The sequence below is a fragment of the Kineococcus vitellinus genome (genome assembly GCF_009906315.1).
In the GTDB taxonomy this organism is placed as follows: Bacteria; Actinomycetota; Actinomycetes; order Actinomycetales; family Kineococcaceae; genus Kineococcus; species Kineococcus vitellinus.
The window spans coordinates 1-4652 of record NZ_JAAALL010000325.1 but is presented as its reverse complement, the minus strand read 5'-3'; the positions used below and the strand labels follow the sequence as shown (position 1 = coordinate 4652).

The window sequence follows — 4652 nt, the reverse complement described above, 5'->3', positions numbered from 1 at the left end:
CCGTCACCCTGCCCCTGGTCTCCGCGGTCGCGGTGGCGCCCGCGGAGACCAGGGGCAGGGTGACGGTGGCGCCCATGGCCGGCAGCTCGGCGTGCGCGGTGATGCCCGGGTGCACCGCGCGCATCGCGGCGCTGTCGCGGTAGAAGAGCGCCCGCCGGCTGCGCACGGCCAGGGCCAGCGGGGCGTCCTCGTGCCAGTCGATGCGCGACCAGGCGCCGTCGGTGCCCGGCGGCATCGCCGCCGTGGAGACGAAGTCCAGCCGGGTGCGGGTCGGGTCCGCCAGCATCAGCCCGCCACCGGCGGCGCCCATCTCGCGGGCCACGACCTCGGTGACCGTCCCGGCCACGTCCTCGACGCTGGTGGCGGCGGCCAGCGCCTGGCTCAGCGTCAGCAGGAGCTGGTTGAATCGGCCGGTCCGCTCGGCCGCGGTGCGGGCCGCCTGGGCCCGCCGGGTCTCGGCCCGGGCCCGCTCGCCCGCGGCGCGGGCCGCGTCGCGCTGGCGGGCGGTCAGGACCTGCTGGGTGACGTCGCTCTGGACGCTGACGTGGTGGATCAGGCGGCCGCCGGCGTCGAAGACGGGCGAGACGAGCAGGTGGTTGTGGAAGGCGGAACCGTCGTGGCGGTAGTTCAGCAGCGTCACGTCCACCGCCCGGTCGGCGGCGATCGCCTCGCGCAGGCGGGTCACGGTGGCGGGGTCGGTGTCGGTGCCCTGCAGGAAGCGGCAGTTGCGGCCCAGGACCTCGGTGGAGGTGTAGCCGGTGACCTGCTCGAAGCTGCGCGAGACCCAGACCAGCGGGTCGTCCTCGCGGGTGGGGTCGCTGATGGCCATCGCCAGCCCGCCGGCCAGCACCGAGGAGGGGGCGGCCCGCCCGCCGGGCAGGTCCAGCGGCATGAGCACCAGCAGGGAACGGTCCCGCAGCGGGGCCGGTGCCCCGAGCACGGGCATGGCGATCGCCCACCACGCCCGCGGCGCCCGCGGGCCGTCCGGCCCCCGCCGCTGGTCCGGGGCGTCCGCGAGCAGCACGGCGGTGCGCTGGCGGCCGGTGCCGCGCTCACCGGCCACCAGGTGCGCCCACGAGGTGGCGCCGGAGCCGCCGGTCCCGGTGCCCCCCTCCTGCAGGCGCAGGCCGGCCGCGCGGGCCCAGTCCGCCACCGCCAGGGGCAGGTCCGCGCGCGGTGCCAGCCGGCGGGCCAGGTCGTCGACGTGGACGACCCGGCCGGTGACGGTGTCGACGAGCAGGACCGCCGCGGGGGAGTCGTGCACCACGCTGGGCAGGTCCGCCGGCGCGAGCGGGCCCGGGGCGCTGCCCGTGCTCGGGTCCCGATCACTCACCGCGGAAGGACACGGGCGCCGCCGCGGGTCGCACGGGTTGGCGCAGGAGCGTCCGCCGCTTCGCCGGGGCGGTCCGCCGCGCGTCGCTGAAGTACACCTCGTGGTGCCGTCCGGTCACGACCAGGCCGTGCTCGGGGACGAAGCGCTCGTGCAGCTCGGCCAGCACCGGGCCCTCGTCGTCGAAGGCCCCCACGTGCAGCGTCTGCGCGCACAGGCCCTCCTCCAGCACCTCGACGCGGACGCGGTCCACCGCCGCCGCACCCCTCCTGCCCGCCACGGCGGTGCGCGCCGCCTGCAGGTGCTCCGCGCCGATCCAGTCCGGGAGCACGAGCATCAACGTCCAGCTCCACGCCGACTTGTCCCGGCCGGTGGTGAACGCCGCCATGTCCTCGGCCCACCAGAGCCCCTCCAGCGGCGGCACGACGTAGTCCCTGCCCAGTTCCCGCTTGCTGAACGACCTGACCGCGTGGGCGAGCGGGTACAGCGCCTGGAGGGCCGTCGCGTACTCGGGGCTGCTGTCGGGGTCCCCCCGCCCGTCGGCCGCCAGGTAGCGCAGCGGTGGCACCTCGAGGAGGCGGACCTCCCCGCGCCGGGCGCGGTAGCGGTCCAGGGTCTTCTCGGCGTCGGTGGCCACGGCCCCTCACCCCCGCTCGGCCCGGCGGGGCGGGGCGGCGACGGGCAGCCGGGCGTGGCGTGCGTGGCGTGCGTGGCGTGCGTGGCGGGCGTCGCGGGCGTCGCGGCATCGGCCGGTCGAGCGTGCGCTCACGGCGCCAGGATGCTCGCCGGTGCGCTCCGGCGCCAGGGGTCCTCACCGGTGGGTCGCGGCCACCTCCGCCACCAGGACGTCGATCGCCGCGCCCGCGTCCGGCATCGCGGCGACCTCCTCGGCCAGGCGCCGTGCCGTCGCGGCGTACGAGGGTCCGCCCAGCACCGCCGCCAGGGCCCCGCCGACCCGGTCCGCGCTCTGGACCGCCACCCCGAGACCGGCGTCGGCCACCCGCTGGGCGTTGGAGAACTGGTCGGCGCCCTGGGGGAGGACCACCAGCGGCACACCGGCGCTGACCGCGGACAGCACCGTGCCCGAGCCGCCGGCGACCACGGCTGCGTCGGCGCCCTCCAGCAGCTGCCGCATGGAGGCGAACGGGACGAACCGCACCCCGGGGCGGTCGGCGGGCAGCGCGCCCGTCGGCAGGTTGGCCACCACGTCCACCGCGTCCGGGTCGATGCCGCGCAGGACCTCCTCGAGCACCTCCGGGCGCGAGAACACCGTGCCCAGGCTCAGCAGCACCCGCGCCTTGCCGGCGCCGTCCTCGAACACCGGCGGCACCCAGCCCGGCACGGTGCGGTGCGGCGGTTCGGGGCGCACCGGCAGGTGACCCTCGGGGCGTTCCCAGCCCGGCGTCTGCAGCGCGGCGGGGACGGGGTCCAGGTGGTGGCGCGGCGGGGTCGGGGCGAGCCCGCGGGCGCTGTACCGCTCGGCCGCCAGCGCGAGCATCGGCGCGGTGAACTCCGGTGGGACGGCCGGGCCCATGGCGACCACGCTCCACGGGACGCCCAGGGCGGCCGCCACCAGCGGGCCGACGAAGTCGGTGGCCTCGGCGAGGACGAGGTCGGGGCGCCAGCCGCGGGCCGAGGCGAGGGCCTGCTCGGTGCTGAGGTCCACGCGGGCGCCGGCGAAGAACTCCGCCACCGCCTCGGGGGTGGGGTTCCCGGCCGCGTCGGGGTTGCCGGTGCGGCGTCCCACCTCGGCGAACACCTCCTCGGCCATCGGCCCGCCGGCCAGCACGGGGACACCGGGGAAGTTCGGAGCGACGCCCTCGGCCATGCCGCTGCTGGTGAGCAGGGCGGTCTCGTGCCCGGCCTCGGCGGCGGCGCGGGCGAGGGGGGCCAGGGGGAGCAGGTGCCCGAAGGCGGGGACACCGCTGAGCAGGATGCGCATGGTCTCTTTCCAGTGGTGGCCGCCCGGCGGTTCCGGGCGGTGCGGGTTCCGGGAGTTCCGCGGTTCCCGCAGGTCTCGTGGGGTTTCGGGGGTTCCGGGGGTTCCGGCGCCGGAGGGCGCCGGGGACATGGTCGCCGAGCGCCGCCGCGCTCGGCATCCGCCGTGCGACTGCTCCGGAAACCCCCTGGGAGGGACCCGGTGGCCGACGGGGTCGGCCGGGCGGTTCCCGCAGCGGTCACGGCCCCGACGGCAGTCACCTGACGGATGGCGCACCCGCGCGGCAGCGGGCACGCTCGGCGGTCACGACCGCCCGCGCCCAGCCGTGGACGGGAACGTCGCCGGGGAGAGGGAGGACGATGGGTCGGGCGGTTCCCGAGGTCAGCGAGGTGGCGACGGGTGTCTTCAGCGTCAGCACCCCGCTGGTGAACTGGCACCTGCTGCGGGAGGGGCGGGACCTCACCCTCGTCGACGGCGGGTACCCCGGCGACGCCGCGGACGTCCTCGCCTCGGTCGAGCGGATCGGGCACCGGCACGGCGACGTGCGCGCCGTCCTGGTGACGCACGCCCACGTCGACCACGTCGGCGGCCTGCACCTGCTGCTGCAGCGCGCCCCCGGCGCCCAGGTGCTGCTGGACGCGGTGGAGGTGGCGCACGCGCGCCGCGAGCACCTCGAGCAGGTGGGGGTGGGCACGGTGCTGCGCCACGCGTGGCGGCCCCGCACCGCGCTCTGGGCCGCGCGGGCGCTGCGGCGCGGCGGGACCCGGGACGCGCCGTTGGCCCGCGCGGCCCCCTTCGGGCCCGGTGCGGGAGCGCTGGACGTCCCCGGCGCGCCGGTGCCGGTGCCCACCCACGGGCACACCTCCGGGCACAGCGCCTTCCTGCTGCCCGCGCACGGTGTCGTGCTGACCGGGGACGCCCTGGTCACCGCCCACCCCACCAGCGCGGTGCGCGGTCCGCAGCTGCTGCCCGCCTTCTTCCACCACGACCCGGCCGCGGCCACCGCGGCGCTGCAGCAGCTGTCGGGCCTGGCCGCCGACGTGGTCCTGCCCGGCCACGGGCCTGCGCTGCACCTGCCGGTGCGTGCAGCGGTGGAGGCAGCGGTGGAGGCGGCGGTGGGGCGGGCGTGCGCGCCCGCGCGGCCGCCGCGCTGACGCGCTCGCCGTCCGCGGAGCACCCGCACCGGGCGGAGCCGCTCCTCACGCTCACCTGCCCAGCTCAGGGGAACGGCGGGATCTTTGCCTCGTCAGCCCTCCGGTGGCACGCTGAGCCCGGCCCGCGCCGGCGCGTGGCCACGCCGAGCACGAGCGGCGTGGACCAGGCGTCCTCCTCCACCGGGGCGGGCCGGGCTCAGCGTGCCACCGGAGGGCTGACGAGGCAAAG

The 4652-nt window shown here is 78.0% G+C and carries 4 protein-coding genes; 1 reads left to right on the top strand and 3 read right to left on the bottom strand.

Translation table 11 applies throughout. The features are described from left to right. The 3 genes from GTQ99_RS27225 to GTQ99_RS20040 form a co-directional block, all read right to left on the bottom strand. A partial coding sequence (locus GTQ99_RS27225; protein WP_166617473.1) for a PAS domain-containing protein occupies nucleotides 1-1333 on the bottom strand: 1333 nt, incomplete at its 3' end. Beyond that, nucleotides 1326-1967: a GyrI-like domain-containing protein gene (locus GTQ99_RS20045; RefSeq protein ID WP_166617472.1), complete on the bottom strand. Its 642-nt coding sequence runs from the start codon at nucleotides 1965-1967 to the stop codon at nucleotides 1326-1328. The genes GTQ99_RS27225 and GTQ99_RS20045, both read right to left, overlap by 8 nt. A 174-nt stretch (nucleotides 1968-2141) precedes the next feature. Beyond that, complete coding sequence (locus GTQ99_RS20040; RefSeq protein ID WP_166617471.1) at nucleotides 2142-3272, bottom strand: glycosyltransferase; 1131 nt, start codon at nucleotides 3270-3272, stop codon at nucleotides 2142-2144. 386 nt (nucleotides 3273-3658) lie between these two features. Here GTQ99_RS20040 and GTQ99_RS20035 point away from each other — a divergent pair, with 386 nt between their 5' ends. Next, the gene (locus GTQ99_RS20035; protein WP_205707887.1) at nucleotides 3659-4423 is read left to right on the top strand and encodes an MBL fold metallo-hydrolase; all 765 of its coding nucleotides are present in this window, start codon (nucleotides 3659-3661) and stop codon (nucleotides 4421-4423) included. Nucleotides 4424-4652 lie beyond the last annotated feature (229 nt).

Excerpts from the sequence above, each read along its gene's own strand:
- GTQ99_RS20040 (WP_166617471.1), bottom strand. The coding sequence starts at position 3,272 with ATGCGCATCCTGCTCAGCGGTGTCCCCGCCTTCGGGCACCTGCTCCCC.